Origin of the sequence: Neobacillus drentensis, from assembly GCF_036966985.1 — a bacterium.
In the GTDB taxonomy this organism is placed as follows: Bacteria; Bacillota; Bacilli; order Bacillales; family Cytobacillaceae; genus Neobacillus; species Neobacillus drentensis_E.
In genome coordinates this window covers 1-3,850 of record NZ_JBALSN010000589.1, presented here as the reverse complement: position 1 = coordinate 3,850, position 3,850 = coordinate 1, and the positions used below count along the sequence as shown (strand labels likewise).

Annotated in this window: 2 protein-coding genes; both read left to right on the top strand. The window is 39.1% G+C overall.

Features of this window, described 5'->3' with window-relative positions; translation table 11 throughout:
• Positions 1–211: 211 nt before the first annotated feature.
• A complete protein-coding gene (locus V7659_RS28525) occupies positions 212–2,488 on the top strand; it encodes a DEAD/DEAH box helicase (protein WP_335543429.1) in 2,277 nt (758 codons plus the stop codon).
• Between the two features lie 343 nt (positions 2,489–2,831).
• Entirely contained in the window at positions 2,832–3,731 is a 900-nt protein-coding gene (locus tag V7659_RS28520; protein WP_335543430.1) for a ribonuclease H-like domain-containing protein, read from the top strand.
• Positions 3,732–3,850: the final 119 nt, after the last annotated feature.

The following is a 3,850-nucleotide window of genomic DNA, read 5'->3' as shown; positions in this document are numbered from 1 at the left end:
CATTCAATCACCTTCACAGTCATAGTCAGTTATTATCTATTGTAACAAAAATTTTAAAAATAGTTTATGGTATTAATAAATGTTAAGGAATTGATTGAACATTTTATTAAAGAGGAAAAAGGTACCACTGAAATATAAGCATAAATTTATCATTTTTACTTTTGTTACGAACGCTCATTCGGTTAGAATAGAAGTAATGAGGTGAGTGGGTATGAAGTTAAGAAAAAATCTGCAAGAAATATTAACTGACTTAAAAATAAATGATCAATTCAAGGAAAATATCGTTACTTGGCATACACTCGAAGAAAAGCAGGCTCAAACAGTTCCGCTTCCCAATGATCTTCATCCAGCATTAAAATCTGCATTAAATGGCAGGGGAATAGAACAACTGTATACACACCAAAACGCAGCCTATGAAAAAATCATGGGACGAAAAAGTATTGTTGCAGTAACTCCGACAGCTTCAGGGAAAACCCTATGTTATAATCTTCCAGTCTTGCAAACAATTCTAGCAAATCCAAGCGCAAGGGCTCTGTATATGTTTCCTACTAAGGCACTAGCACAAGATCAAAAGAGTGAAATCAATGAAATTATTCAAGCTGCCGGTGTAGACATAAACAGTTATACGTACGACGGGGATACGCCAGCAAACATTCGTCAACGAGTGAGACAAGCAGGACACGTGGTGATTACGAACCCAGATATGCTTCATTCAGCTATTCTGCCGCATCATACAAAATGGGTTTCCTTGTTTGAAAACCTTAAATTTGTTGTCATAGATGAACTTCATACGTATCGCGGTGTGTTTGGCAGCCATGTAGCCAATGTAATTAGAATGCTAAAACGGATTTGTAAATATTATGGGAGTAACCCTGTGTTCATTTGTACTTCCGCCACAATTGAGAATCCACTAGAGTTAGCCGAAACCCTTACAGAAGAAAAAATGCAGCTGATTGATAACAATGGGGCCCCTAGTGGTACAAAGCATTTTCTCTTCTATAATCCGCCTATCGTAAACAAGCCGTTAAACATTAGGAGAAGTGCCACGCTAGAGGTGCGGAAAATAGCGGGGGAACTACTAAAAAATAAAATTCAAACAATTGTCTTTGCTAGAAGCAGGGTAAGAGTCGAAATTATTCTAACCTATTTGCAAGAATTAGTAAAAAACCAATTGGGTGCAAAGTCTATAATGGGCTACCGAGGTGGATATCTCCCAACCGAACGAAGGAAGATTGAAAAAGGCCTCCGTTCAGGTGAGATTTACGGTGTAGTCAGCACGAATGCTCTAGAACTAGGGGTGGATATTGGACAGTTGCAAGTTTGTATTATGACCGGCTATCCAGGTACCATTTCCAGTGCTTGGCAGCAGGCGGGAAGAGCGGGAAGAAGACATAGTGAAGCACTGGTCATTATGGTGGCCAGCTCAAGTCCTCTTGACCAATATATCATCCAGAATCCTGACTACTTTTTTAATAAAAGCCCGGAAACAGCAAGGATCAACCCAGATAATTTAATTATTTTAATAGATCACATGAAATGTGCTGCCTATGAACTCCCTTTTAAAGCAGGCGAGCAATTTGGAAGCGTAGAAACAGAGGAACTACTAGAATATTTAACTGAGGAACGAGTTCTTTATCATAATGGTGGCAAGTGGTATTGGATGAATGATTCCTTTCCTGCGCATAACATTAGTTTACGATCGGCATCACAGGAAAATGTCATCATTGTTGACCAATCTGATGTGGCCAATGTCAAAGTTATTGGTGAAATGGACCGCTTTTCTGCGATGACGCTTCTCCATGATGAAGCCATTTATTTACATCAAGGTACCCAATTCCAGGTTGAAAAACTCGATTGGGAAGAGAAAAAGGCGTTCGTAAGGGAAGTAGATGTAGACTATTTTACTGATGCAAATTTAGCCGTCCAATTAAAAGTGCTTGAAGTGGATAAACTTCAAGAATTAGAGGAGGCAGAGTTTGGCTATGGGGATGTTAGTGTAAGAGCGATGGCAACCATATTTAAAAAAATAAAATTTGAAACACACGAAAATATTGGGTCTGGACCAATCCATTTGCCTGAAGAGGAACTGCACACCAATGCTGCTTGGATTTCCTTAAACCAGCCATTGTCTGAATTGGGCCATGAGCGACTCGAACAGGGGCTTGTTGGGACGGCCCACGCACTAAACCATATTGCCCCCTTATTCGTAATGGCAGACCCACAAGATATTCATGTCATACCACAGGTGAAGGCAGATCATAATGAAAAGCCAACCATTTTCTTTTATGACCGCTACCCAGGCGGTATTGGCTTAAGCGAAAAAATACACATGGGGATGTCAGAAGTATTTATGGAAACAAAGAAAATGATTAACGGATGTCAGTGTGAATATGGTTGCCCGTCCTGCATTGGTACGGACACAGTTAGTGAAGCAGCGAAAAAGGATGTCTTAAAAATAATTGAAGCATTTTTAAAATCCTCAATTTAGGAGAAGGAAGATTAGCGATGTCGTTAAAAAATAAATTAAATCGTTTAAAACCACATCTTTCTGTTGGGGGATCATCAGAAAAAATGAATACTTCACCACAAACAGCTAACATTGAGGTTCCCTTCAAGGAAAAATGGGAACAAGCAAACGTGTTCCCGTTTTTTTTAGATGAGGATTACTGTTTAATCAGAGAAGTGAAATATCCACTCTCACATCAGCACGGGCATTACTGTTTTCGTGATTTCCTCACTGCNNCCCATTATCTGCCGAAGGACATCAAGCGGAAGAATTATTCTTTTTTGATACCGAAACAACGGGGCTCGGAGGCGGAGTAGGAAACACTATTTTCCTTCTCGGCTATGCAAGCGTTTCGGGCGATTCCCTCATCTTAAGACAACATATTTTACCTAATCCGGGGGCCGAAGTCGCTTTATATCAAAGTTTTCTAGAGAAAGTCAATTATAAAACGCTCGTGACCTATAATGGGAAGTCATTTGATTGGCCGCAGGTAAAGACTAGGCATACCCTTGTTAGAGAACATGTCCCCAAGCTGCCACAGTTTGGGCATTTTGATCTGTTTCATGCGGCGAGGAGGCTTTGGAAGCATAAATTAGAGCGTTTGAAGTTAGCTGTCGTTGAGAAAGAGGTACTTGGTGTGGAAAGAGTCGATGATATTCCTGGCTTTTTAGCTCCAATGATTTATTTTGATTTCATTGATAGTAAACAACCGGATGGGATGATGGGTATTCTAAAGCATAATGAAATTGATATTTTATCGCTTGTTACCTTATACACACATATCACGTTCCAGCTTTGCGGGCTTGATACTGATCAGACCAGGCCGGAGTCTTTTGAGGTAGGGCGTTGGTTTGCAGCTTTAGGTGAAAAAAATCAAGCAGAGAAAGTATTAACCCAACTTGTTAATGGAAGTGATATGACATCCTTTCAAGCTAAATTTTCTTTAGCTTTACAACGCAAAAAAGAAAAAGACTGGATAAAAGCGGAGAAACTATTTTCAGATGTTGCAGATTCTGGTAATAAACGTTTGATGTTAGAAGCCTGCTTAGAACTTGCAAAAATATATGAACATAGAATAAAAGATTATAAACTTGCCATAGAATACTGTCAGAAAGCGATTATGCTTGTGTCTCAATCGGAACAAACACCCATAATTTCAGGTCAATGCAGCTTAGAACAACTTCAGTTCAGGCTTAAGCGGTTAGAGCGGAAAATGGCAAAATAACTGCAAAAATGATTGACTTTTTTAAAGTTCACTATTTTGTCAAAAAATCTTTGTAATTTGTTTGAAAAACCAGCATTTCCATATTGTTAAACAAAGCTGAAAGTTGTAAAATTTGAAAT